The organism is Paeniglutamicibacter antarcticus (assembly GCF_039544305.1).
Lineage (GTDB): Bacteria > Actinomycetota > Actinomycetes > Actinomycetales > Micrococcaceae > Paeniglutamicibacter > Paeniglutamicibacter antarcticus_C.
Window position 1 is genome coordinate 1 of sequence record NZ_BAABLK010000033.1, and the last position, 25293, is coordinate 25293.

General features: G+C 63.3%; 16 protein-coding genes, 1 pseudogene and 2 riboswitches. Of the genes and pseudogenes, 11 read left to right on the forward strand and 6 right to left on the reverse strand.

What is annotated here, in order from left to right:
* Nucleotides 1-148: 148 nt before the first annotated feature.
* Nucleotides 149-1498: an MFS transporter gene (locus ABEA12_RS10880; RefSeq protein ID WP_210101788.1), complete on the reverse strand. Its 1350-nt coding sequence runs from the start codon at nucleotides 1496-1498 to the stop codon at nucleotides 149-151.
* Between the two features lie 265 nt (nucleotides 1499-1763).
* Here ABEA12_RS10880 and ABEA12_RS10885 point away from each other — a divergent pair, with 265 nt between their 5' ends.
* The 3 genes from ABEA12_RS10885 to ABEA12_RS10895 all read left to right on the forward strand — a co-directional run bounded on the left by ABEA12_RS10885 (nucleotide 1764) and on the right by ABEA12_RS10895 (nucleotide 7023).
* Nucleotides 1764-2504: a DUF4303 domain-containing protein gene (locus ABEA12_RS10885; protein ID WP_210101787.1), complete on the forward strand. Its 741-nt coding sequence runs from the start codon at nucleotides 1764-1766 to the stop codon at nucleotides 2502-2504.
* Between the two features lie 144 nt (nucleotides 2505-2648).
* Nucleotides 2649-4358 (forward strand): bifunctional phosphoribosylaminoimidazolecarboxamide formyltransferase/IMP cyclohydrolase, encoded by a 1710-nt coding sequence (gene purH, locus ABEA12_RS10890; RefSeq protein ID WP_425571775.1) that lies wholly within the window; start codon nucleotides 2649-2651, stop codon nucleotides 4356-4358.
* A 442-nt stretch (nucleotides 4359-4800) separates the two neighbouring features.
* Complete coding sequence (locus tag ABEA12_RS10895; protein ID WP_210101785.1) at nucleotides 4801-7023, forward strand: NADP-dependent isocitrate dehydrogenase; 2223 nt, start codon at nucleotides 4801-4803, stop codon at nucleotides 7021-7023.
* Between the two features lie 82 nt (nucleotides 7024-7105).
* Here ABEA12_RS10895 and ABEA12_RS10900 read toward each other — a convergent pair whose 3' ends face one another.
* Together ABEA12_RS10900 and ABEA12_RS10905 are read right to left on the reverse strand one after the other, a co-directional pair.
* Complete coding sequence (locus ABEA12_RS10900; protein WP_210101784.1) at nucleotides 7106-8638, reverse strand: deoxyguanosinetriphosphate triphosphohydrolase family protein; 1533 nt, start codon at nucleotides 8636-8638, stop codon at nucleotides 7106-7108.
* Between the two features lie 95 nt (nucleotides 8639-8733).
* Nucleotides 8734-9477, reverse strand: coding sequence for an SDR family NAD(P)-dependent oxidoreductase (locus ABEA12_RS10905; protein ID WP_210101783.1), 744 nt, complete (start codon nucleotides 9475-9477; stop codon nucleotides 8734-8736).
* 386 nt (nucleotides 9478-9863) lie between these two features.
* Nucleotides 9864-9982, forward strand: a riboswitch (SAM riboswitch).
* Between the two features lie 105 nt (nucleotides 9983-10087).
* Between ABEA12_RS10905 and ABEA12_RS10910 the strand changes: the two genes are divergently transcribed.
* From ABEA12_RS10910 to ABEA12_RS10930, 5 genes and pseudogenes are all read left to right on the forward strand, one after another.
* Nucleotides 10088-11014 carry a methylenetetrahydrofolate reductase gene (locus tag ABEA12_RS10910; RefSeq protein WP_210101782.1) on the forward strand — a complete coding sequence of 309 codons (927 nt, stop codon included), beginning with the start codon at nucleotides 10088-10090 and terminating at the stop codon, nucleotides 11012-11014.
* A gap of 50 nt (nucleotides 11015-11064) precedes the next feature.
* Nucleotides 11065-13422 (forward strand): 5-methyltetrahydropteroyltriglutamate--homocysteine S-methyltransferase, encoded by a 2358-nt coding sequence (metE, locus tag ABEA12_RS10915; RefSeq protein WP_210101781.1) that lies wholly within the window; start codon nucleotides 11065-11067, stop codon nucleotides 13420-13422.
* A gap of 106 nt (nucleotides 13423-13528) precedes the next feature.
* Nucleotides 13529-14860: an O-acetylhomoserine aminocarboxypropyltransferase/cysteine synthase family protein gene (locus tag ABEA12_RS10920; protein WP_210101780.1), complete on the forward strand. Its 1332-nt coding sequence runs from the start codon at nucleotides 13529-13531 to the stop codon at nucleotides 14858-14860.
* A gap of 19 nt (nucleotides 14861-14879) precedes the next feature.
* Nucleotides 14880-16088 (forward strand): annotated as a pseudogene (locus ABEA12_RS10925) (cystathionine gamma-synthase).
* Between the two features lie 172 nt (nucleotides 16089-16260).
* A complete protein-coding gene (locus ABEA12_RS10930; protein ID WP_210101779.1) occupies nucleotides 16261-17277 on the forward strand; it encodes a bile acid:sodium symporter family protein in 1017 nt (338 codons plus the stop codon).
* A 439-nt stretch (nucleotides 17278-17716) separates the two neighbouring features.
* Here the strand turns inward: ABEA12_RS10930 and ABEA12_RS10935 are convergent, their stop codons facing one another.
* Entirely contained in the window at nucleotides 17717-18784 is a 1068-nt protein-coding gene (locus tag ABEA12_RS10935) for a Gfo/Idh/MocA family protein (RefSeq protein WP_210101778.1), read from the reverse strand.
* Between the two features lie 38 nt (nucleotides 18785-18822).
* Nucleotides 18823-19347, reverse strand: coding sequence for a gamma carbonic anhydrase family protein (locus ABEA12_RS10940; RefSeq protein WP_210101777.1), 525 nt, complete (start codon nucleotides 19345-19347; stop codon nucleotides 18823-18825).
* 148 nt (nucleotides 19348-19495) lie between these two features.
* Between ABEA12_RS10940 and ABEA12_RS10945 the strand changes: the two genes are divergently transcribed.
* A complete protein-coding gene (locus tag ABEA12_RS10945; RefSeq protein ID WP_345468135.1) occupies nucleotides 19496-21364 on the forward strand; it encodes a heavy metal translocating P-type ATPase in 1869 nt (622 codons plus the stop codon).
* A 24-nt stretch (nucleotides 21365-21388) separates the two neighbouring features.
* Here the strand turns inward: ABEA12_RS10945 and purU are convergent, their stop codons facing one another.
* The gene (purU, locus tag ABEA12_RS10950; RefSeq protein ID WP_210101775.1) at nucleotides 21389-22237 is read right to left on the reverse strand and encodes a formyltetrahydrofolate deformylase; all 849 of its coding nucleotides are present in this window, start codon (nucleotides 22235-22237) and stop codon (nucleotides 21389-21391) included.
* A gap of 395 nt (nucleotides 22238-22632) precedes the next feature.
* Nucleotides 22633-22720, forward strand: a riboswitch (ZMP/ZTP riboswitch).
* 63 nt (nucleotides 22721-22783) lie between these two features.
* Between purU and glyA the strand changes: the two genes are divergently transcribed.
* Both glyA and ABEA12_RS10960 read left to right on the forward strand, forming a co-directional pair.
* A complete protein-coding gene (gene glyA, locus ABEA12_RS10955) occupies nucleotides 22784-24070 on the forward strand; it encodes a serine hydroxymethyltransferase (RefSeq protein WP_210101774.1) in 1287 nt (428 codons plus the stop codon).
* A gap of 57 nt (nucleotides 24071-24127) precedes the next feature.
* Nucleotides 24128-25009, forward strand: coding sequence for a bifunctional methylenetetrahydrofolate dehydrogenase/methenyltetrahydrofolate cyclohydrolase (locus ABEA12_RS10960; protein WP_210101773.1), 882 nt, complete (start codon nucleotides 24128-24130; stop codon nucleotides 25007-25009).
* Nucleotides 25010-25293 lie beyond the last annotated feature (284 nt).

Genomic DNA, 25293 nt, shown 5'->3' on the forward strand with positions numbered 1-25293 from the left:
GGATGGGAAGAACACGTGGAGGACACCGGAGGCCGGCATACCTTGGTGATCACCACACCCACCGGGCATACCTATAGATCCACCGCACCACCACTACCCGGTACCCCCATCTAAGAAACGGAACGGCATGTGTTGGGTGGCGCCAGATCTAGTGCAGCAGACGACCCTTGGTCTCGGGGGCAAAGAACGCCATCATGATGACGGCAGCCAGTACCAGTGCCCCGGCGACGAGGAACAAGTTCCCAAGCCCGACGACTGGCCACATGGCGGCGAAGATCAGTGGTCCGAATCCTGCGCCCAGGCGGCTGAACGACGACGCCCAACCAAACCCGGAACCACGCAGTTCCGTCGGGTACAGCTCGGAAACGTAGGTGTACAAAACCGGAACGGCAATCTGAACGACGATTCCGAAGATCAGCAACCAGACCAAGGCCAGCGTCGGTGCGTTGATCGTCACCGCCACCATGACCAAGATGATGGCAGATAAGGGACCGGTGATTCCCAGTAGCCATTTGCGACCGACCCACTCCACCAGAAGGGCAGCGATGGCCACGCCGATCAGGCCCATCAACGCCATCAACGACGTCATGAAGAGTGCTGTGGATTGCGCCATTCCGGCGTCCGCAAGGATCGTGGGCATCCAGGTCAAAGCCAGGTAGTAGACCAGCAGGATGGTGAGAAACAACGACCAGGAGACCATCGTGATCTTGGGGCTGAAACGCCAGATCTTCACCAGTTGTTCAAGCCAGGAACCCGCGGATAAACGCGGGGCGGCAGCAGGTTCAGGAAGTGTGTAGGGCACTGCCGGTGCGCCGGTGCGCTTGACCAGGTCATCGATGACCTTGGCAGCAGCGTCCCGCTGTCCCTTGCGCACCAGATACAGCGGGGACTCCGGAACGCTTCGTCGGATCCAGAACACCAGCAAGGCAGGCAACACCATCACGACCAGGATCAGGCGCCAGTTTCCCGTGGTCGCTTGGACCCAACCGGAAATGAAGAAGGAGAGCGCAGCGCCCACCGGCCACCAGCCGTCCATGGCCGTCAGCACCCTGCCCCGTTGCTTGGCCGGGGTGAATTCACCAACAAGTGCGTAGTCCACCGGGATGCAACCTCCCAGTCCCACACCCGCAATGAACCGGAACGCAACGAACCAGGCAAAGCTCGGTGCCAAGGCACCTGCGACGGTGAAGAGCGAGAAGATCAGCAGCGTCCAGGTGAAGGCCTTTTTGCGTCCGATCTTGTCGGCTATCGTGCCCCAAAGGAACGCACCAAATGCCATGCCCACAAGGTTTCCGGTGCCCAGCAACGCCGCCGTCGTCCTGTCCAGACCCCACTCGGCGGCAACCAACGGGATCAACGCACCATTGAGGGTAACGTCCCAGGCGTCGAACATGAATCCCAGCCCGCCAATGATGAAGATCTTCCCCTGGACACCCCACTTCCACGGAAGGTTCTGGACCACTGACTCCCCAGTGGGAAGCTTGAGGAAATTGTTCATCTTAGAGAGACCTTTTGGATGGGTGCGGTCTGACGCAGGACGTGTACAGCGACGGCAACTTGGCAGTGAAAGCGGTGGAGGGAGGAAACCTCATTCCGGTGCCGGGAACAACGCTACGCCGTGAAACTCGAATCCACGGAATAGGCCTTGACTTATAGTTGCATCGTGTTGCGTGGCTACGGGTTCTTTCGGGGTTGGCGTATTGGTCGATACCCCATGTGCAGAGCCTGTTCCAGTGCGGGGCAACCCGGGGTAGGCTCTGGTCATGGGAGTAGATTGGACCGCTCTCGAAGAGGCGATACGGGTGTCGGCTCTTCGCCAGGCGGAAGAGATAATTGGTCATCACCCGGACGAAGTTTTCTACGCGATTGCCCTTGACGGGGTGAGCGCCGATGAAACCGACCACATCGATTTACCGGTGCTGGCGTTGAACTCCGAAGAAGCACTGACTCGTTCGTTCGCCGAGGACAACGAGGAAAAGACTTCCGACGACGATGACGAGAACGAGGACTTCGAGGAACGTGCCGACGCCGACGATGACGGGTCCGACCGGGATACGCATCGCGAGGACAACGAGGACAGCAACTCCGACGACGATGAGAATGACGGCGTCCCCTCAGGAGAGGACGATGATGAAGAAGACATCGACGCGGTTCTGAAGGAATTCGACGCGCTGACCTCAGATGTCGAACAGGGATACTACTCGTCCAAGTGGAATCCGTCTGATTGGCAGTGGAGCCCCATCGAACTCTTCGACGAGTCGGCAACGAACCTGTGGAGCCAGGCCTTGACGGCCGTCGCCACGGCGCACGGCTGGGAGAAAACCAATCGCCTTTACTATGGGATGCTCATCCGCGTGACGGAATCATTGCGTACTGCCTTGGCAGTGGGTCGTAACGCCGACGTGGTGGTCTACCTTTCGGACGATGACCACGGGGACGAGATCCTTCGCAGATGCCTTACCGAGTCGCAACTGGCCAAGCATTTCCCGGAACTCGCGCTCTAGACAGGCGGATCCGCGACAGTAGCGCGCGCTCGTCTCGCTGCCGGTTCTTCGAAGTTCGTCCGGATCCGGCCTTGACTGGAACGAGTGTTGCCTGGGCGCCTGCGCCGCAGCATTGGAAACCCGCTCTCGCGGGTGCGCGATAAGATGGGTGGTGCACCCCTCAATTCCGCACCCTGGGAGATTTTTGTGAGCCAGACCGTCCTTGATCGTGTTCCGATTCGCCGGGCCCTGATTTCCGTTTACGACAAGACCGGCCTGGAGGAATTGGCTGCGGGATTGCATGCAGCCGGCGTCGCGCTGGTTTCCACTGGATCAACCGCCAAGCGCATCGCCGCAGCGGGCATCCCTGTCTCTGAGGTCGAGGAAGTCACCGGTTCCCCGGAGATGCTTGACGGGCGAGTCAAGACCCTGCACCCGCGGGTGCACGGGGGAATCCTCGCCGACCGCCGCGTTCCGGCCCACATGAAGACCCTTGCCGACATGAAGATCGAGACCTTCGACCTCGTGGTGGTGAACCTCTACCCGTTCGTCGACACCGTGCGCTCGGGCGCCGAGAACGATGCAGTGGTCGAGCAGATCGACATCGGCGGCCCCGCCATGGTCCGGTCCGCTGCGAAGAACCACGCCGCGGTATCGATCGTCGTCGATCCCGCTTCCTACGGTGCCGTTGTTGCCGCGGCAGCCGAAGGAGGCTTTGACCTGAAGTCTCGTCAGCGCCTGGCAGCCAAGGCCTTTGCGCACACTGCCGCATACGACACGGCCGTCGCTTCCTGGACCGCTGCCCAGTTCCTCGACGAGGACGGAGACGGCATCATCGATTGGCCTGCGTACACGGGCCTGGCACTGGAACGCTCCGAGGTGTTGCGTTACGGCGAAAACCCGCACCAGCAGGCGGCCCTGTATGTCGACAAGGCAGCCCCTGCAGGCATCGCCCAGGCCGACCAGCTGCACGGCAAGGCCATGAGCTACAACAACTACGTCGACGCCGATGCTGCCCTGCGCGCAGCATACGACTTCGAAGCCCCCGCCGTGGCCGTGATCAAGCACGCGAACCCGTGCGGCGTGGCCGTCGCGTCCGCCGATGCCGCGGACCCGATCGCCGATGCACACGCTAAGGCGCACGCCACCGACCCGCTCTCGGCCTTTGGCGGCGTTATCGCCGCTAACCGCACGGTGACAGTCGGGATGGCAAGGACCATCAAGGACATCTTCACCGAAGTCGTCATAGCTCCGGCCTTTGAGGCCGAAGCCGTTGCCATCCTCTCGGCCAAGAAGAACATCCGGCTGTTGGCATTGCCCGAAGGTTACGGGCGTTACGCCAGTGAAATCCGCCAGGTCTCCGGCGGCGTACTGGTACAGATGAGCGACAAGGTCGATGCCGAGGGCGACAACCCAGCAAACTGGACCCTCGCGGCAGGCGAAGCCGCCGACGAAGCAACACTGACTGACTTGTCCTTCGCCTGGACCGCAGTGCGTGCCGCGAAGTCCAACGCCATCCTGCTTGCCAACAACGGTGCAGCAGTAGGTATCGGCATGGGCCAGGTCAACCGCGTGGATTCCTGCAAGCTCGCCGTTGAGCGCGCCAACACCTTGGGCGTCACTGTCGAATCTACAGTCGATGCAGCCGGCGGTGCCTCCGGCGTCGAAGGCACCTCCGCGCAGCGTTCCCGCGGGGCGGTTGCCGCCTCCGATGCGTTCTTCCCGTTCGCCGACGGCCTGCAGATCCTCCTCGACTCCGGTGTGCGCGCAGTGGTCCAGCCCGGTGGTTCGGTTCGCGACGAGGAAGTCATCGCCGCTGCCAACGCCGCGGGCATCACGATGTACTTCACAGGTGCTCGCCACTTCTTCCACTAGGTGACGGCGTGCCTCCTTACGGCCCAAGCGCGAGCGCAAGGACCCCCGGAGTTGTTTCCGGGGGTCCTTGCGGTCTCCGGCGGATGCCTCACGGGCAATGAACCGCGGCGGGGAACGGTGCATGCACTGCCTGCGAGGTGCCGGGCGCGACGGTGCAATTGCCACCGCGGACCATCGAGGAAACCGTGCGTGAGCCAAAAGGGACGGTTCCGGTGCGGGCCGGCGCCGAAAGTAATGAAGTTCAGTTATGACGCGTTAACTTAACGCGTTACCGGGCCGAAGAGGCTTTTACCCCGGCTTTCCACGGCGAAAACGGGTTGGGAATGTGTGTGGGTTATACCGCAAAAAGTGTTTGTACGCGTTAAATCGGGTAAGTTGGGGATGTTGAGATCAGTTCGGAGTACACATATCCGATAAGACCGTTCAGGGAGACGCCTCACCTATGGCCAAGATTATTTATACCCACACCGACGAAGCTCCGATGCTGGCAACCCACTCGTTCCTGCCGATTGTCGAAGCCTATGCCTCGACCGCGGGTGTAGAGATCGAGACGCGCGACATCTCGCTGGCCGGCCGCATCATTTCGGTCTTTGGCGACTACCTCACCGCAGAGCAGCAGATCCCGGACACCCTGGCCGAGCTTGGCGACCTGGTTAAGAGCCCCGATGCAAACATCATCAAGTTGCCGAACATCTCGGCATCCGTCCCGCAGCTGAAGGCGGCCATTGCCGAGCTGCAGGCTGCGGGATACGCCCTGCCGGACTACCCGAGCAACCCGTCCTCGGACGAGGAAACCGACATCCGTGCCCGCTACGACAAGATCAAGGGCTCTGCAGTGAACCCGATCCTGCGCGAGGGCAACTCGGACCGCCGCGCACCGCTGAGCGTGAAGAACTACGCCCGCAAGAACCCGCACTCCATGGGTGCCTGGTCCAGCGATTCGAAGACGAACGTCGCCACCATGGGTGAAGACGACTTTCGTGCCAACGAGAAGTCAGTGGTCATCGACAAGGACCAGAAGATCTCCATCCGCTTTGTCAGCGAGGACGGCGAAGTCAAGGTCCTGAAGAAGGCCTTCCCCGTACTGGAGCACGAGATCATCGACGGCACCGTCATGCACGCAGCCTCGCTGAACGCCTTCCTGAAAGATGCGGTAGCCCAGGCCAAGGCCGAGGGCGTCCTGTTCTCCGCCCACCTGAAGGCAACGATGATGAAGGTCTCGGACCCGATCATTTTCGGTCATGTCGTCAAGGCCTACTTCTCCGAGCTCTTCGAGACCTACGGCGAGCAGCTCGAGGCTGCCGGCCTGAGCCCCAACAACGGCCTGGCCGCCATCCTCGGTGGTCTCGATGATCTGGCCGACGACGTTCGCGCCGGTGTCGAGAAGCTGATCGCCAAGGGCTACGAAGACGGACCGTCACTTGCCATGGTGGATTCCGACAACGGCATCACCAACCTGCACGTTCCCTCCGACGTCATCGTCGATGCCTCCATGCCGGCTATGATCCGCACCTCCGGCCACATGTGGGGCGCGGACGGCAACGAACACGACACCCTGGCTGTCATCCCGGACTCCTCCTATGCCGGCGTGTTCCAGGCGGTCATCGAGGATTGCCGCGCCAACGGAGCCTTCGATCCGACCACCATGGGCACCGTCCCCAACGTCGGACTGATGGCACAGGCCGCTGAGGAATACGGATCGCATAACAAGACCTTCGAGATCAAGGCTGAAGGGCACGTCCAGGTCCTGGATGCCTCCGGCGGCGTGCTCATCGAGCACCAGGTCTTCCCGGGCGACATCTGGCGTGCCTGCCAGACCAAGGACGTGCCGGTGCGCGACTGGGTCAAGCTGGCCGTGAACCGCTCCCGAGCATCCGAGACCCCGGCCGTTTTCTGGCTCGATGACGCCCGCGCCCACGATGCGGTGCTCATTTCCAAGGTCACTGAATACCTCAAGGACCACGACACCGATGGCCTGACCATCAAGATCCTCTCGCCGGTCGACGCCACCAAGTACACCATCGAGCGTCTGCGTCGCGGCGAGGACACCATCTCGGTTTCCGGCAACGTGCTGCGTGACTACCTCACCGACCTGTTCCCGATCCTCGAATTGGGCACCAGCGCCAAGATGCTTTCCATCGTGCCGCTGATCGCCGGTGGCGGATTGTTCGAAACCGGTGCGGGTGGCTCCGCCCCGAAGCACGTTTCGCAGCTGGTGAAGGAAAACCACCTGCGCTGGGATTCTCTCGGTGAGTTCCTCGCCCTTGCGGTTTCCTTCGAGCACCTTGCAAACTCCTCGGACAATGCGCGCGCGCAGATCCTTGCGGACACCTTGGACGCGGCAACCGGCACCTTCCTGCTGGAGAACAAGTCGCCCAAGCGCAAGGTCGGGGAACTGGACAACCGTGGCAGCCACTTCTACCTGGCCAAGTACTGGGCAGAGGAACTCTCCGCACAGACCAAGGACGCCGCATTGGCGGACGCCTTCAAGGCCGTATCCGAGGCACTGGGCGGTAACGAGGAAGCCATCATCGCCGAACTCGCAGCCGTACAGGGTTCCCCTGTTGACCTTGGCGGCTACTACCGCCCTGTCGAGGCCAAGGTCATCGAGACGATGCGCCCGAGCACCACGCTGAATACCGTGCTGGAACTGCTCAAGAAGTAGCCCTTCGGGATTCTCAACGCAGAACGGCGAAGGCCGCCACATCCCGCAAAGGGAAGTGGCGGCCTTCGCCGTTCGCATTGTCCTACAGGCCGCGACCGACCTCCCAGATCCCCTCGGCGGTTCCGGTGAGCAGAGCGTTGACGGAAACCGCCTGCGCGTCGGTGAACGAGGCGATGTAGTCGACAATGGCCCGGGCCTTGCCCAGTCGTTCGATTTCGAGGCGGCCCCCGTTGCCCAACAGCGCCGGGGAGCTGGCATGGAGCTGACGGTACTCTTCGGTGGCGGCCTCGATGGAGTCGTGCAACCTCCGCGGGGCCCGTGCGGCGTCCTGCGGATCATCCAGCCATGCTGCCAGCCCCTCAGCCAGGGACTTGATGATCCGGGTTTGTCCGCGCTGGTAGAGGGCCAGGTCGGAGCGGTCCAGCACAAACCGCGAGTGCACGAACTTAAGCACCACCACGTCGTGCCAGGCCTCATCGGCCAACCTGACGTGCCCGCTGCGGATTCCCGGGTTCCTTTCGACCGCGATGGACGCCTGGAGCCTGTCGATCCAACGGCGGGTGAAAGCGGTGACGGCGCGGTCCGCGTCCAAGCCGCCGTCATAAGGCAAGGAAAGCAGTCCTTCGACAAGGTCGTGGCACACACGCTGGACCGAGGCGCGGAAAGCCTCGGCATCGGCGATCGCCGGGTCCTTGTCCGCAACCCTGCGCCAGGTGACCTCCAGGCCGTGGCCGGGGCGGCGCTGGTCCAGCTCATGGTCCTGGAGCCCGGTAAATTCCTTTGCGGAATCCAGCCAGTGCCGCAGCTCGGCGGAGACCGGTGAATACTGCAACACGCCGGCACGGTGGAAATCATCAAGGTCGTGCACCGCATAGGCAATGTCATCGGCGATATCCATGACCGAGCACTCCAGGGTCTGCTGGTGATTGGATATCTGCGGGAAGACCGAGAGCGCATCATGCATCTCGAGCGATTCGATGTCGTAGGCCGAGTACTTCACCGCACCCCTGCCGCCGCCAAGGCCAACACCGCGCGGCAAGAGCTGCGGAGGCCGATCGGGCATGGCACGCCATTCGTTGCGGGTCCATGGATACTTCAACACCGCCGCACGCACCGCCCGGGTCAGGTTCAACCCGCGCGGACTGGCATCGCAGCTGTCCAGCGCGGTGAGGATGCGGAAGCTCTGGGCATTGCCCTCGAACCCGTCGGGCAAACCCAGGGTGTGGCGGGCGACCCGGTCCAGTTCCTGCTCGCCGAGGTGCCCGAAGGGAGGGTGGCCCAGGTCGTGGGCGGCCGCGGCGGCCTGCACCACCACCGGGTCGCAACCGCCCAACTCCGCGACGAGCTTGCGGGTGGGTTCGTCGGCATTGCGAAGGCCGATGGCGATGGAGCGGGCGACCGCGGAGACCTTCAGCGAGTGGGTGAGCCTGTTGTGCACCACGGTGCCGGCGCCCGCCTGGGGGATCACCTGGGTCACCGCCGAGAGCCGGGAGAAATAGGGGGAGAAGCGGATGCGTTCGATGTCGATGCGGAACTCGTCTTCACCGGGCCGCGAATCCTCTGTGACTGCCCGGGCGCGTCCGCCGTCTTGGTGCGTCGTGTTCCTGATATCCATGATGCGCACCAGCCTAGTGGAGACCAGGGTGCACCGACCGGCCGACGCGTTGACCGAGCCGGACGCCGATGCCTGCCGTGTGGCTGCCCAAGTGATCAGTAGAGCTTGTTTGCACCGCCGTCGGCCATGAGCGTCTGGCCGGTCATGTACCTGGAGTCATCGGAGAGCAGGAATGCGACGATCGGCGCGACATCTTCCTCGGGATCACCGAAGCGGCCCAACGGGACCTTGGCCAGCGAGTCCTGGTACATCTGTGGGTATGCCTCGCTCCAGGCCTTGACCCCGGGGGTCAGCGCCATCGGGGAGACGACGTTGACGCGGATGTCGTCCTTGGCCCATTCGTTGGCGGTGACCCGGGACAGCCCGCGAATCGCCTCCTTGGCCGAAGCGTACGCGGCCTGTGTCTCCTGGCCGACCATGGCCGATCCGGAACCGAAGTTCACCACGGCGCCACCGTTGCGGGCCAACAGCGGGTAGGCAGCGGCCATGAACTGGCGGGTGGCACGGAAACCGGTGTTGAAGGAAAGCTCCCACTGGTCCTCGGTGAGGTCGTTGAACATCGCCTGAGCCGAGGCATGGGCGTTGTTGACCAGGCCGTCGAGCCCGCCAAACCTCTCACTTGCCAGTTCGACGGCCGTTTCGGCAACCGTCCTGTCACTGACATCCCCGAGCAGGAACTGCACGTTTGAACCCAGTTCGCCCTCGAGCGCTTCGCCGGCTTTGCCGTTGACGTCAACGGCTACGACCTTGGCCCCGCGGGCCACCAGCACACGGGAAATCGCGCCCCCGATCCCCGAGGCCCCGCCGGTGACGATTACTACCTTGTTGCCAAGCTGCATGTTGGTTCCTCTTCCCATCGAAGGAGATTGGCGGATCCGCAAGAGCGAACCGCCCATTCATACAATCACGCCTTGATGGGCAAAGGCTGCACGCCGCAAAAGGACCGTAAACAGATGCGCAGCCACTGCGATGCACGAACCGTCGGCGGGCGTGTCCCGGGGAAGGGGCGTCGCAAAGGCTTCACGAAGAACCGTGAGCGTAACGCTCAACAGGCAAATCCTTTGTGGATACGGTGTTCCGGCCTGGTTGGCGAACTTAACAATGTGACCTGCGCGGGGTGCATGCATGACGGAAAACAGTCACATGAAGTGTTTTTGCACTTCGTGACGGGTGGACGGCAAAGAGCCTTGCAGGAGCCCTCGGGTCTGGAACAAGATGAATGCATCAACCATCAAGAGCGGCTGAGAGATCTGGCTCGTTGACGCCGCAGCAACCATCATCCGATGGACTTCCCGTTGAGGGACCGTCCATCGACGAGGGTGCTAAGGCCAGAAGCGATGGAGCCGCTTCGGCGTTCACTCACCATCGTCGCAGGACACCCGTACCGGCGTCCTGGGGCTTTTGAGGTGATCCCTGGTGCCTCCCTCGTATCGACGAGGAGATATATACATGAGCACTGCATCGAGCGCAGCACCGCCGTCACTGTCCTACGAGCTGTACCCACCGGTGAACCGCGACGCCGCCGAAAGCGTCTTTAGCACCATCGCTGCACTGGAAACGACTGATCCCGATTATGTGTCGGTGACCTACTCGGGCTCACCGGCACGCCGCAACGCCTCGCTGGAACTGATCGAACACCTCATCCGAAACACCCGGCTGCGTCCGCTGGCCCACCTGACCTGTGTCGGGGAGAGCCGCGATTCGCTGCAGAACCTCATCCGCCATTTCGTCTCACTCGGGGTGCGCGGGGTGCTGGCACTGCGTGGGGACCTGCCTGCGGACCCCGGGCAATGGTGCGGGGAGTTCCCTTTCGCCCGCTACCTCATCGAGCTGATCCGCGAGGTCGAGGCGGACCACACTGCCGCATTGGCCGGCGGCCGGCTCGGTGTGGGTGTTGCCGCCTATCCCATGAGGCACCCCGAATCCCCGTCCTTTGAACACGATGTGGAAGTACTGCTGGCCAAGGAACGCTCCGGGGCCAACTATGCGATCACCCAGGTGTACTTCCAAGCCGGCGAATACACCAACCTTGTTCAAGCCTCGCGCAGGGCTGGGGTCAGCATCCCGATCATTCCAGGGGTCATCCCGTTGAACTCCCTGCCGCGGCTGAACCGGCTCTCAAAGATGACCGGGGTGGCGCCGGATCCGATTCTGGCCCACGCACTGGAAACCGCCGGCTCGGATGCCGAACGTCACCGCATCGGCGTGGACGCCGCCGTCAACCTGGCCCGCAGGGCCTTTGGAGACGGGGCAGCCGGCGTGCACCTTTACACCTTCAACGACCACCGCGGTTCGCTCGATGTGATCGAGCACCTCGAGCTGCCGCGCACCCGTTCAGATCTCACCAATACCTGGGCCATCCGCGCCGCGGTCTGACCCAGCGCCGTCTTTCCATCTTTCAGCACGCCAAAAACAGGAGAAAAAACATGCCGAAACCAACTTTTCCCGCCGTATCCATCCTCGGATACCCGCGCATCGGGCCGAACCGCGAACTCAAGAAGGCCCTCGAATCGCATTGGGCTCAGCGCACCGACGAGGCCGCGCTGCATGCTGCGGCTCGCGAGCTGCAGAACTCCGACCTCGCAAAGCTCACCGAGCTCGGGCTCGACCCCACCGACGCCTCGCTTCCCGGGGACTTCGCCTACTATGACCAGGTCCTCGATGCCACGGTCGCGCTCTCGGCGCTGCCTACCCGCTTTGCCGACCTGGCCGAGACAAACGGCACCATCGACACGGCGGCCTCTTTCATCCTGGCCCGCGGCGACGAGTCCCGCGCCCCGTTGGAAATGACCAAGTGGTTCGATACCAACTACCACTACCTGGTTCCGGAAATCGGCGAAACCAGCCCCATCAAGGCCAACGCACTCCCGCTGGTCGAATCCTTCAAGTCCCATGCGGCGAAGGGCCACACCATCCGCCCGGTCCTGGTCGGACCGATCAGCTACTTGCTGCTTGCCAAGGCCGAGGACCGGGCTGCGGTGGGCTTCGACCCGCTGGACCGCATCGATGAGGTCGTTGACGCCTACGCACAGATCCTGGTGTCCCTTGCGGCCGCGGGTGCACCCTGGGTACAGCTCGACGAACCCGCACTGGTCACTGACCGCGGTGCCGCCCTCGCCGTTCCCGGTGCCCTGGCGCAGGCCGTGTACACCAAGCTCGCTGCGGCGACGCAGCGTCCGGCGATCCTGGTGACCACCGGCTACGGCACGGCCGGGGACAGCGCACGTCCCGGTGCCACCGCCGGCCTGTTGGCTCGCGCCGGTATCGAGGCAGTGCACGTCGACTTGGTTCGCGGAGCAATCCCGCAGGCCGGGTTCCTCGGTGACCTTGCCGGCTCCACCTTGGTGGGCGGCATCGTGGATTCGCGCAACATCTGGCGCAACGACCTCTCGGCCTCCCTGGCTCTGCTCACGTCGCTGGGCGCCGAGGTCGACAAGGCCGGGGGCACCCTGGCTGTGGGAACGGCAACCTCGTTGCAGCACGTACCGCACGACGTTGCGTTGGAAAGCAACCTGCCCGCGCACCTGCCCGAATGGCTTGCCTTCGCCAACCAAAAGGTCGCCGAGGCCATCATCCTGGCCAAGGGCATTAACGAGGGCGCCGCTGTGATCGCCGCGGAACTTTCCGCCGCGGAATCGGCAATTTCCCGCCGCACGGGATTCTCCGGCACCACCGTGGCGCGCGTCCGTGAACGCCTCGGAAACCTCACCACCGTCGATTTTCGTCGGGCCGATGCCGGGATCCGAAAGGACGCTCAGGAGCAGGCCCTGGCGCTGCCGCCGCTGCCGACCACCACCATCGGTTCCTTCCCGCAGACCACCGAGGTCCGCGCCGCCCGCGCCGCACACCGGAGCGGAACGCTGGATGAGGCAGCCTACGAGGGGTTCCTCAAGGAGGAAATCGCCCGCGTCGTCGCGCTTCAGGAAAAACTGGGGCTGGACGTGCTGGTCCACGGAGAGGCCGAACGCAACGACATGGTCCAATACTTCGCGGAGAACTTCGACGGATTCTCAGAGACCGAAAATGGCTGGGTCCAGTCCTACGGCTCGCGGGCCACCCGCCCCTCGATTCTCTGGGGTGACGTCACCCGCCCGGCGGCCTTCACCGTCCCGTGGATCACACATGCGGCGTCGCTGACCGATAAGCCGCTCAAGGGCATGCTCACCGGACCGGTCACCATCCTTGCCTGGAGCTTCATCCGCGACGACGTGCCGCTGGCGCTCTCGGCCAACCAGGTGGCCCTGGCGCTGCGCGATGAGATCGCCGACCTGCAGGAGGCCGGGATCGGCATCATCCAGGTCGACGAGCCGGCGCTTCGCGAATTGCTTCCGCTGCGGGCAGCGGACCAGTCCGCATACCTGAACTGGGCGGTCGACTCCTTCCGGCTAGCCAGATCAGGGGCGGCCGACTCCACCCAAATCCACACCCACCTGTGTTATTCGGAGTTCGGCGAGATCATTGAGGCCATCGACGCACTGGATGCCGATGTCACCTCGATCGAGGCGGCACGCTCCCGGATGGAGGTCACCGAAGACCTGACCAGTTACGGATACTCCCGCGGCATCGGCCCGGGCGTCTACGACATCCATTCCCCGCGTGTTCCCTCCACCCAGGAGATCTCCGAGCTCATCGGCATCGCGCTTGGCTCCCTGGATCCCAAGGCCCTGTGGATCAACCCGGACTGCGGGCTGAAGACCCGCGGCTACGCGGAGACCGAGGCCTCACTGGCCAACCTGGTCGAAGCCGCCGCAGCCGCCCGCGCGAACCTAGGAGTGAGCGTCTAGCAACAAGGCGTTCACCTTGGGTGTGGCAGCTGACCGCTCACTGCCGCACCCAAGGGTGCGACACCCTTTTCTCTTTCTTTCTCCCCTTGGCTCGAAAGGCACGATCATGGCCCACAGCCCCTGGCGCAACGCCACCACAGAAGTCCACGCCGGATATTCCCCCTCCGGGGACCACCTGCCCATGACAGTGCCGATCTACAACACTGCGGCCTACGAGTTCCCCGACTACGCCACCGCAGCGGCGCTTTTCTCGCTCAAGGCCCCCGGCTTCACCTACTCGCGCACCGGAAACCCCACCGTCGCCGTGCTCGAGGAACGCGCGGCCGCACTGGAGGGAGGGGTAGGGGCCAACGCCACGGCCACCGGGCAGGCAGCCGTTGCACTGGCGCTGCTGGCGTTGCTGCAGGGGCCCAACCACCTGGTCGCCTCCAACAAGCTATACGGGGGCACAATGGACCTGCTCACCGACACCTTCGTCGACTTCGGCGCCACCGTGAGCTTCGTGGACCCCGAAGACCCCGCGAACTGGGCGGCGGCGATCACCCCGAAGACCCGCGGCTTCCTGCTTGAATCCGTGTCCAACCCGCTCGCCACCCTGGTGGACCTGCGAGCCATCACCGCGGTGGCACACGCGGCGGGGATCCCGGTGGTGGTGGACAACACCCTTCCAACTCCGGCCGCCTACCGGCCCATCGAGTTCGGTGCCGACATCGTGGTGCACTCTGCCACCAAGGCCCTGTCCGGGCACGGGTCGGTTCTCGGGGGACTGGTCATCGACGCGGGCACCTTCGACTTCTCCGACGCCGTGCGCTGGCCACAGATCGCCGGGCCCAAGGCACGCTACGGCGGGGACACGTTGTTGGGACGATACGGAGCCAAGGCCTACCTGATGCTGGGGCGCTCCAAGTTCCTGCACGATTTGGGTCCCACGCTCTCGGCGGCCTCGGCAAGTTCCATCCTTACCGGCATCGAGACGCTCTCCTTGCGTGTGGCCAAGGCCCAGTCCAACGTCCTGGAACTGGCCAAGGCCTTGGAAGCCCACCCGGCAGTGGCCCGGGTCCACCACCCCTCGATAGCGACCCACCAAGACTTCGCACTGGCCAAGGAACACTACCCCGGTGGCACCGGGTGCATTTTTTCCTTTGACCTCAAGGACCCGGCCTGGGTGCCGTCGCTGGTTGACTCGCTCAAGCTCTTTGCCTTGGCCGCCAACATCGGGGACGCCCGTTCGCTTATCGTGCACCCGGCCGCGATGACCCACTGCCGGCTCAGCGAATCCCAACTCGCGGCGGCCGGGATCTCGGCCGCGACACTGCGTCTTTCCGTCGGCCTTGAGGACTCCGGCGACCTCGTCGCGGATCTGCTTGCCGGACTCGACGCAATGGCACCGTCCAAGGGCGCAGCCGCAACCGCAGTTCGCCAAACCGTCAACGCCTAGCGACAAGGAAAACTCGTCCATGGGAACCACCACCAGCTATCAGGGCTTTAATACCCAAGCCATCCATGCGGGCTAAGCCCCCGACCCGCTCACCGGCGCCGTGATCCCGCCGATTTACCAGACCAGCACGTTTGTGCAGGACGGGATCAACGTGCTGCGCAATGGACACGAGTACTCGCGCGGTTCCAACCCGACCCGAAACGGATTTGAAACCCAACTCGCCGCGCTGGAAGCAGGGCATGCAGGATTCGCCTTCGCCTCAGGGATCGCCGCCGAGGATGCATTGCTGCGTGCCGTGCTGGCGCCTGGGGACCACATCGTGCTGGGCGCCGACGGTTACGGAGGTACCAACCGGCTGGTCAACGACTTGCACGGAAAATGGGGAATCAGCAACACTCCGGTGGACATCACGGACCTGGATACGGTCGAAGCCGCGGTGCAGTCCGGGAAAACCGCGTTGCTCTGGGTTGAGACCCCTTCAAACCCCCTGCTGGGCATCGCCGATGTAGCAGGCTGGGCGAGGATTGCGCACACTGCCGGCGCGCTCCTGGTGGTGGACAACACCTTTGCCACCCCGTTCCTGCAACGTCCGCTTGACCTTGGTGCGGACGCGGTGGTGCATTCGACCACCAAGTACATCGGCGGGCACTCCGATGTACTTGGAGGTGCGGTGATCGTGGCGAAAAAGGAATTCCGTGGGCAGGAGCTGGCCCAAGCCGTGGGTTTCCAGCAATTTGCCGGGGGAGCGGTGGCTGGACCTCAGGACTGTTTCCTGGCCGCCCGCGGGCTCAAGACCCTTGACCTGCGCATGGAGCGCCACTGTTCCAACGCCGCGGTGATTGCCCGATGGCTCGGCACCCGCGAGGAAGTGGAAAACGTGCTCTACCCGGGTCTTAAAACGCATCCGGGCCACCTTCTTGCCAAGGCCCAGTCAGGTGGCTTCGGCGGAATCGTCTCCGTTCAGCTGGCAGGCGGAGAAGCCGCGGCACGGGCTTTTGCCGAGTCAATGGAGCTCTTTGCGCTCTCGGTTTCGCTGGGCGGGGTTGAGTCATTGGTTTGCTACGCTGCCGAAATGACGCACGCTTCGGTCATCGACACCCCGCTGGCCGTGCCACGGAACCTGGTGCGGCTCAGTGTGGGCATCGAACAGGTCGGTGACTTGGTCGCCGACCTTGAGCTCGGGCTCTCCGCCGCACGGCGGGGTTTAGGCCGATACGCAGCGGCGTAGAAAAGGCTTGCGGTGCTCCGGCGTGAGACGCCGAGGGAAGCCGGAGCCTTGATCCGGTCGCATGCAACGAATCGGTCGCGACAAGCGGTAGCTGCCGCGCGGTAAGCGGTTTGCGTTGAACGTTTTGTTGTCACAAATGGACAAGAGTTGTTCAATTTGCAAGCATATTCTTATGCCTACTGATCGAAACGTACAACAAAAACCCGGACTTGATGCTGAAGAACGCAGCGCAAAGATTGCCGTGACCCTCTTCCCGATCCTGGTTCTGGCGGGCGGCGCACTCGCGCTGCTGTCCCCGGAGAGCTTCAGCGGCTTCTCCAAGGCCATCAACCCCTTGCTCATGGTCATCATGTTCGGGATGGGCCTGACCCTGACGCTTCCGGACTTTGCGATGGTCGTACGCAGGCCGCTTCCGGTACTCCTGGGTGTGGTTGCCCAGTACCTGATCATGCCGCTGCTCGGGCTGGGCATTGCGATGCTGCTGCAGCTGCCTCCGGCACTTGCAGCCGGTGTCATCCTGGTTGGTTGCGCCCCGGGTGGGACTTCCTCCAACGTGGTGACCTACCTGGCCAAGGGAGACGTCGCGCTCTCGGTGACCATGACCTCGATCTCCACGCTGCTTGCTCCGATCTTCACCCCGCTGCTGACCCTGTGGCTCGCAGGCCAGTACCTGCCGGTGGATGCCGGGTCGATGGCGAAATCGATCGTCCAGATCGTGTTGATCCCGGTGGTCCTGGGACTGGTGCTGCGTGTGCTGTTGCCGCGGCTGGTCTCCAAGGTTCTCCCGGCGCTTCCTTGGGTCTCTGTCCTGGCAATCACCGCTGTGGTGCTCATCGTGGTCGCCGGCAGCGCCGCCGCCATCTTCAGCGCGGGCCTGCTGATCCTGCTGGCTGTCATCCTGCACAATGCCGGCGGCATCGCCCTGGGCTACGGCACCGCAAAGCTGTTCAAGCAGCCCATTGCCTCCCGCCGCACCATGGCCGTGGAAATCGGCATGCAGAACTCGGGACTGGCCTCGGGACTGGCCAAGCAATACTTCACCCCGGAGGCAGCCCTGCCCGGCGCGGTGTTCTCCGTCTGGCACAACCTTTCCGGGGCTGTGATCGCCGCCTACTGGCGTCGCAGCAGCGCCAAGCATGCCGAGGCGGCCGAGCGCGACGCCAACGAAGCCGAGTTCGCCTCCAAGTAGCGATGGATACCTCAAAGCTAAACGGGTGCCTTGGCGGGAACTTTCCTGCCAAGGCACCCGTTTGGCGTCATTTTTGTGGCATGGCGCGGGGAACCGATACCTGCGGGGGATACCCGAGTGAACCTAACCCTCGACTGAGCGGCGGAAGCACGTCCCCGGCGCAGGGCAAACGGCCAACGAATCCGGCTAGAGCCCTGTGACCAGGGCTAGGACCCTTCCGGGACAAATGGCGAACTCGGACAAGCGTTGCGCGACATCTAGGTTGTTGCGGGTTGGCAGGAAACGCCGGAGCCGGTTCAGTGTGCTGACAATCCCATCGATGCGGTCTCGGGCCAATACGGCGGGACCTAGGCTTTGGCGGGGACCCGGCTTAAACGTCGATGCGCGGTGCCGGAGGGTTTCTCCAGCACCGCGCATCGACGTGCTTCCGTGGTGGTTCCTACTTGCTGCTGCTCGCGTAGGAGTCGTTGGGGTAGCGAAGGCCCAACTGGTGGCGGATCCCGTCAAAGATGGCCATGGTGGTCACGGAGTGCTCCCACGGCATGGTGGGGGACTCGTTGAGGCCCTCCTGGATGCACCGGGTCGCTTCGCGGAACTCGTAGGTGTAGTTCTCGCCCACCGGTTCAAAGACCTCGGTTCGCGCCGGGCCGTTGAGCGGGTGGATGAAGAGCTTGGTCGGGTTGTGCAACGGTGCGTTGGTGCCCAGCCAACCCTTGGTGCAGGCGATGCGGGCTTCCTTGGTGGGTGAGCTGACCAGGGAAACCATCAGCTGGGCATGGCGCACACCGGTGTAGCCCAGTGTGATGGCGGTCTGGATGTCCACGCCGTCGTCATTGAGGTCGCTGGTGGCCTGGACGGAGTTGGGGAAGCCCATGGCGCCGATGGCCCAGGTAAGCGGGTATACGGCCAAATCCAGCAGCGCACCGCCTCCGGCCTCCGGATCGTAGAGCCGCCATTTGGGATCGTACGGAGCCACGAACCCCAGGTCCGCCTGGATCCAGGAAGGCGTACCAAGTTCCCCGGATTCCAGAATGTCCAGTGCCCGGTTGAACGCCGGGGTGAAGCGAGACCAAACGGCCTCCATCAAGAAGAGGTCTTGCTCCTTGGCCTCGGCCACCAACGTGCGGGCCTCGCTCGCATTGATGGTCAGGGACTTCTCGCACAACACGTTCTTGCCGGCCTTCAGAGCGGCCATGACAAGCTCGAAATGCTGCCCGTGCGGGACAGCAATGTAGACGGCTTCGATCTCCGGCTCGGCAAACATGGCTTCGTAGGAACCATAGGCCCATTCGATGTCATGTTCGTCAGCGAAGGCACGCGCACGTTCCTCGCTGCGCGAGGACACGGCGATCACATTTGCATCCTCCAGGGATTGGAGGTCCGCAAGGACCTTTCCGACAACGCGTCCGGTGGAAACAACTCCCCAGTTCAGCGAACGGCCGGTGGCCCTGATCGGTGAGGGTGCTGAGGGATGTGCGGCAGGTGGTGCTTGGATGTAACGAGTCATCGCGTATGTGCTCCCTTGTGCAGTGGCTTGTGCTGGACCTACAGTGCGCTGTTCGCCTCGCGGTGCTTGGCGGCCAGCACGAGATAGTGGGCGGCATTGACCTTCAGTGCTTCTACTTCCTCGTCGCTGAGTTCGCGGCGCACCTTGGCGGGGACCCCGGCAACCATGGAACGCGGCGGGACCTGGGTGCCCTCGAGCACCAGGGCGCCGGCGGCAACCAAGGAATTCTCGCCGATGACGGCACCGTTCATGATGGTTGCGCTCATGCCGATCAGGCAGTCGTCGCCAACGGTGGCCCCGTGGACCACTGCCGAGTGGCCGACCGAGACGCGCTCGCCGATGGTGCAGGGGAAGCCTGTGTCGGCGTGCAGCACCACGTTGTCCTGGAGGTTGGTTCCTTCCTTGACGGTGATGGTGTCCGAGTCCCCTCGGGCCGAGACACCGTAGAAGGCGCTGGTGTTTGCGCCTAGGGTGACGTTCCCGGAGAGTGTCGCCGTGGGTGCCACGAAAGCAGTCGGATCAACGGACGGGCTAACTGAATCAATGGTGATGATGTGGGCCATGCCACCCACTCTAGTCGGTGACCTGCTTTGACTTCGGACCCAAGGACACACGATGGCAAGGTGAGGCTCTCCACAGTGGAAAAGAACCCCCGGAGGGCAGAAGATGGAGGCACACGCGAAGTGTTCGCACGCTGGAAGGCAGGGGCAAGTGAGTTTGTTGAGGCGCTATCCGGTGGTGGCAGCAACCCTCATGGTGTTGCTCGGTACCTTGGTGATGATGTGGGTGGGGCTGGGGGAGCAAGCCCGCTGGGTCGCCAGCGTTTTTGCCTTTGTCGTTGCGCTGCAGCTGGGGTGGGGAATGGCCAAGGACATTGCCAAGGGTCACTGGGGCATCGACATCCTGGCCTTCACCGCGATCTTGGCAACGGTGTTCGTAGGGGAGTACGTTGCCGCACTGATCATTTGCCTGATGGTTTCAGGTGGGGAGGCGCTGGAGGACTACGCCCAGGTCCGGGCCACCAAGTCGCTTTCCGAACTGCTCGAACGGGTCCCGACCCGTGCGCACCTGGTAGATGGGGCGGGAAACCTCATCGAGGTTAAGGTGGTGGACCTGGTCCCCGGGAACGTGGTGATGGTGCGCCCCGGTGAGATCCTGCCGGTGGACGGGGTGCTGCTCGATGCCGAGGCCGCCTTTGACGAATCGTCCATGACCGGCGAATCCCTGCCGGTGCACAAGGTTGCCGGGGAACAGCTGATGTCGGGCGCGGTCAACGGGACCCATGCCATCGAACTGCGGGCCAACGCCACCGCCGCGGATTCGCAGTATTCGCGCATCGTGGAGCTCGTCAGGGAAGCCGCAGCCTCCAGAGCCCCGGTCGTGCGTCTTGCCGATAGGTACGCGGTTCCGTTCACATTGTTGGCATATGCCATTGCCGGTGCGGCTTGGTGGGCCAGCGGGGACCCCGTCAGGTTTGCCGAGGTGCTGGTGGTCGCGACCCCCTGTCCGTTGCTGATCGCCGCTCCTGTCGCGTTCATGGGGGGCATGAGCCGTGCTGCCAAGGCTGGTGTCATCGTCAAGGACGGCGGAACACTCGAGAAGCTGGCTGCGGTGAAGTCGGTAGCCTTTGACAAGACCGGAACCCTGACTCGGGGGACCCCGGTGCTACGGGCAATCAAGCCCGTGGACGGGTTGTCGGAGGACGATCTGCTTCGGATGGTCGCTTCGGCGGAACAGTATTCCTCCCACGTATTGGCCGCCTCCATCGTGGCGGCCGCACGCGAACGCTCACTTAGAATCCCGCAGGCACACGATGCCAGCGAGGAGGCGACCAACGGCGTGAGCGCATTGGTGGAAGGACACCGGGTGCTGGTGGGCAAGCCTTCCTGGGTGGCGTCCCTCGTTCCGAAGGTAGTGCGCTATCCTCTGGCTCCTGGTGAATCCTCCGTGTATGTGGCCATCGACGGACGCTTTGCCGGAGTGGTGGTGCTGGCCGATGAGCTTCGTCTCGATGCGATGCAGACGGTGGAGGAACTGCGTTCCATGGGCATAGTTGAGATGTTGGTCCTGACCGGCGACCAGCGGGCCACGGCCGAGCACGTCGCCGCGGAGGTCGGGCTGGACAGGGTGGAAGCGGAATGCCTTCCCCAGGACAAGGTCACCTTTGTGCAGGGCATGGCCCACCGACCGGTGATGATGGTCGGCGACGGGGTCAATGACGCCCCGGTGCTGGCCGCGGCGGATGTCGGAATCGCGATGGGGGCCCGTGGCTCCACGGCGGCCTCGCAAAGCGCCGACGTGGTCATCATGACCGAGCACATTTCCCGCGTCGCGCATTCGGTACGGATCGGCAAGGACACCGTACGCATTGCCTTGCAATCCATCTGGCTGGGAATCATCATTTCCGTGATGCTCATGCTCGTGGCTGCAACCGGGGTGCTGCCGGCGATCGCAGGTGCCCTGAGCCAGGAAGTCGTGGACCTGGTCGCCATCCTCAGCGCTCTACGCGCGCTGAAGGGAACGCGCCAACGGGGTGCCGGGAATGAAGCCGCACCCTTGGAAGCGTCCCTTGTAACCTGATCCAACACGGACGCGGTGAAGGTCCTAGGAGAAGACCACCGTGCGGTAGCCGTCGAGCATGACCCTACGCTCGGCATGCCAGGCCACGGCGCGTGTAAGCGTGCGCCCCTCGACGTTGCGGCCCATGGACACGAACTGACCGGCAGTGCGCGCGTGGTCCACGCGGATGACCTCTTGTTCGATGATCGGGCCCTCGTCGAGGTCGGCGGTCACATAGTGGGCGGTGGCGCCGATCAGTTTCACCCCGCGGGCATGGGCCTGGTGGTATGGCTTGGCGCCCTTGAAAGAGGGCAGGAAAGAGTGATGGATGTTGATGGCCCGGCCGTTGAGCGCCCGGCATAGCTCATCGGAGAGAATCTGCATGTAGCGGGCCAGTACGACCAGCTCGATGTCATGTTCCTCGACAAGGGCCAGCAGCTGCGCCTCGGCCTGCTCCTTGGTCGATGACGACACCGGTAGGTGGATGAACTCGATGCCGTGGAAATCGGCCAGGGGCTTAAGGTCCAGGTGGTTGGAGACGATGACGGGTATCTCGATCGGCAACGTCCCTGAATGCCGCGCAAAGAGCAGGTCGTTGAGCGCGTGGCCTTCCTTGGACACCATGATCAAGGTCCGTATCCGGGAGCCGGCTGCTGCAATCGCGAGGTCCATGGAGAATTCCTCGCTGACCGGGCCCAAGGCGCCACGAACCTCCCCAATTTCCTGCGCGGTCCCAACGGCGACGCGCATGAAGAAATTATGGGTCTCCGGGCTTTCGAACTGCCGGGACTCGGTGATGTTGCAACCCGCTTGAAGCAAGGCTCCCGAGACGGCATGGACGATACCAGGACGGTCGGGACAGGAAATGGACACAATGAATTCGTTGGGGCTCACGTGGTCACGCTACATGCACACCGGATCAGGGGTGCACCCGGTCCGGGAAATGACGCCGGACCCCGCCGGGCCGGCGGCGCACGCGCCGGTGGGTCACTGCCACTGTGGCGAGCGGTGCGAATCGCTTCCTTTCGGGCTTCCGGCGCTCGCCGGATGGCGGCAGGGCCACCGTGGGAAGCGGCTGCACCGGCAGCGATGCCGGGTGGCTCCACCGCGACGTGCGGCAAGAGCCATGTGCAAGATGATTCCTAGGCGGAAGGACAACGAGGTGCCCCATGCGGGCAGGCGAGGCCCGTTTCCGGTGGTTTTCGGAAAAGGGTTCCGGTGCATCTGGCGCGGATCCAAGGTTTCGGAGATGTAACAGTCCTTGCCTTGGCGCTCTTCGGACTAATATTGGATGGTGTCGCAACTGGCGTTGGGTGGGATGAACCACCGGGGAGCGGCACACGAGCTAACCACGGACCGCGCGCCTGGGTCCGGGGGTTGAACGATTCGCAATGTGAACCTGCCCGAAGACCAACCCTCACCCACTGGAGTTCAAAAACCATGAGCCAGAAGCCCGTGACCAACCAATCCCTTGCCGAGCTCGACCCGGAAATCGCAGAGGTCCTGAAGCTTGAACTGGGCCGCCAACGCGACACCCTAGAAATGATCGCCTCGGAGAACTTCGCACCCCGCGCGGTCCTCGAGGCCCAGGGCTCGGTGCTGACGAACAAATACGCCGAAGGCTACCCGGGCCGGCGCTACTACGGCGGATGCGAACACGTCGACGTGGCAGAGAAGCTGGCCATCGAGCGCGTCAAGTCGCTCTTTGGCGCCAAGTTCGCCAATGTCCAGCCGCACTCGGGTGCGTCGGCCAACGCGGCTGCACTTTCGGCAATGATCACCCCCGGCCAGAAGATCATGGGCCTGTCCTTGGCGCACGGCGGGCACTTAACCCACGGCATGAAGCTGAACTTCTCCGGAAAGCTCTATCAGGTTGCCGCATATGAGGTCGAGCCTGACACCTTCTGCGTGGACATGGACAAGCTCCGTACCCAAGCGATCGCCGAAAGGCCGGACGTGATCATCGCAGGATGGTCGGCCTACCCGCGCCAACTCGACTTTGCCGCCTTCCGCGCCATCGCCGACGAGGTCGGAGCCAAGCTCTGGGTCGACATGGCACACTTCGCCGGATTGGTTGCCGCTGGCTTTCACCCGAACCCGGTCCCGTTTGCCGACGTGGTCACCTCCACGGTGCACAAGACCCTCGCAGGACCGCGCTCGGGACTGATCCTTTGCAACGATCCGGAGCTGGCCAAGAAGATCAACTCCAACGTCTTCCCCGGCCACCAGGGAGGACCCTTGATGCACGCGGTAGCAGGCAAAGCCGTGGCGTTCAAGATCGCGGCTTCCGAGGAATTCGCACAGCGCCAGAAACTGACCCTCGATGGCGCTAGGCTCCTGGCGGAGCGCCTCACCGCCGATGACGTCACGGGTGCCGGGATCTCGGTGCTGACCGGCGGAACCGACGTTCACCTGGTTCTGGTCGACCTGCGCAACTCTGAGCTGGATGGAAAGCAAGCCGAAGACCTGCTGCACGAAATCGGCATCACGGTGAACCGCAATTCGGTGCCTTTCGATCCCCGCCCGCCGATGACCACCTCGGGATTGCGTATTGGCACCCCCGCGCTGGCGACCCGCGGTTTCGACATCGACGCCTTCACGGAGGTTGCCGACATCATCGGTGCTGCATTGCGCGACGGCAAGGATGCAGACAAAGCCGCCCTTTCCCGACGCGTGAGCACCCTGGCAAAGGCCTTCCCGCTCTACGAAGGTCTCGAAGACTGGTAAACGGTCACCAACGCAGCACGAGCACGCAAACATTTTCCTGAACGGAGTACCATCAACATGACTGCACAGATTCTTGACGGCAAGGCAACAGCGAAGGCCATCAAGGCCGAATTGACCGAACGCGTCGCGGCATTGGCCGATCGCGGCATCATCCCCGGCCTCGGCACCATCTTGGTCGGTTCCGATCCGGGATCGACCTGGTACGTAGGCGGCAAGCACAAGGATTGCGCCGAGGTAGGCATAAAGTCGATCCGCGTGGACCTCCCCGAGGACACCACTCAGGACGAACTGCTTGCAAAAGTGCGCGAGCTCAACGAAAATCCGGAATGCACCGGCTACATCGTTCAGCTGCCGTTGCCCAAACACATTGACCAGGACGTGGTCCTCGAAGCGATGGACCCGGAGAAGGACGCCGATGGCCTGCATCCGATGAACCTGGGCCGCTTGGTCGCCAACGTCAACCGGCCCATGGCTACGCCGCTTCCCTGCACACCCAAGGGCTGCGTTGAGCTGCTGTCACGCTACGGCATCGAGCTCACCGGCAAAAACGTGTTGGTCGTTGGCCGAGGGGTGACTATCGGGCGGCCCATCGGCCTGCTGCTGACCCGGCGCGACGTCAACGCCACCGTCACCCTGGCCCACACCGGAACCACCGATCTGGCCAAACACTTAGCCGAGGCGGACGTTGTTGTTGCTGCCGCCGGCCAGCCGCACATGATCAAGGCCAAGGACCTCAAGCCAGGGGCCATCGTGCTTGATGTGGGTGTCTCGCGCGTAGACGATGAAAACGGCAAGGCGTTTGTTACCGGCGATGTGGAGCCCGCAGCTTCCGAGGTCGCATCCTGGATCTCTCCGAACCCGGGTGGCGTAGGTCCAATGACGCGAGCGATGTTATTGGTAAATGTCGTCGAATCTGCGGAGCGGGCTGCCGGGATCTAGTTTCTTGCGGGAAACAGACTGTGAATCATGGCCTCGCTTCGGCGTACGATTTCTTTTTGGTGCCGGGGAGAAGTCACGAATCGTTCGCCAAGAGCCTTTTCGGGCGATCCGGGCCCCCGCAACCGGTATGTGGACGACCCTCGTAAACCGGTAGTGACGTAAGCCATATATTCCAGTAACGCCATATGTCGCTTCGTATCTCATCGGTGTAATTCCCCGAAAATACGCGGGTTTTCGGGGAATCCGTCGCGTTTGTGCAGAGCCCATGCCGAAAACTGAATCGG